Source organism: Halostella sp. PRR32, assembly GCF_034808085.1.
Taxonomy (GTDB): domain Archaea; phylum Halobacteriota; class Halobacteria; order Halobacteriales; family Natronoarchaeaceae; genus Halostella; species Halostella pelagica.
Genome location: NZ_JAXHGL010000176.1, coordinates 1 through 262, shown reverse-complemented (window position 1 = coordinate 262; position 262 = coordinate 1). Strand labels below are relative to the sequence as shown.

The 262-nt window shown below is 67.6% G+C and carries 1 pseudogene; it reads left to right on the top strand.

The annotated features are described in order from the left end of the window. Positions 1 to 187: pseudogene (locus SM753_RS20790) on the top strand (hypothetical protein); the annotation flags it as partial. Positions 188 to 262 lie beyond the last annotated feature (75 nt).

The window sequence follows — 262 nt, the reverse complement described above, 5'->3', positions numbered from 1 at the left end:
GTCGCACACGACCGCGCCTCCGTCGGAACCGCCCGCCTCAGACGCCGAACGTGGTCGCGAGGACGATCCCCGACGATCACGCCCGGAATCGACCGCACGAACACCGACGTGGCGACGGCTCTACGCCTTCGCGTGGCAGGACGACCACGGTCCCGACGCGTTCTACGCGGCCCCCGATCGAAAGTGACGTGTTTACTTCACTTCACCAGCGTCGCCGGAACGGTAGTCTCCCGGGTGACGACCTCGGCGACGCTGCCGATCA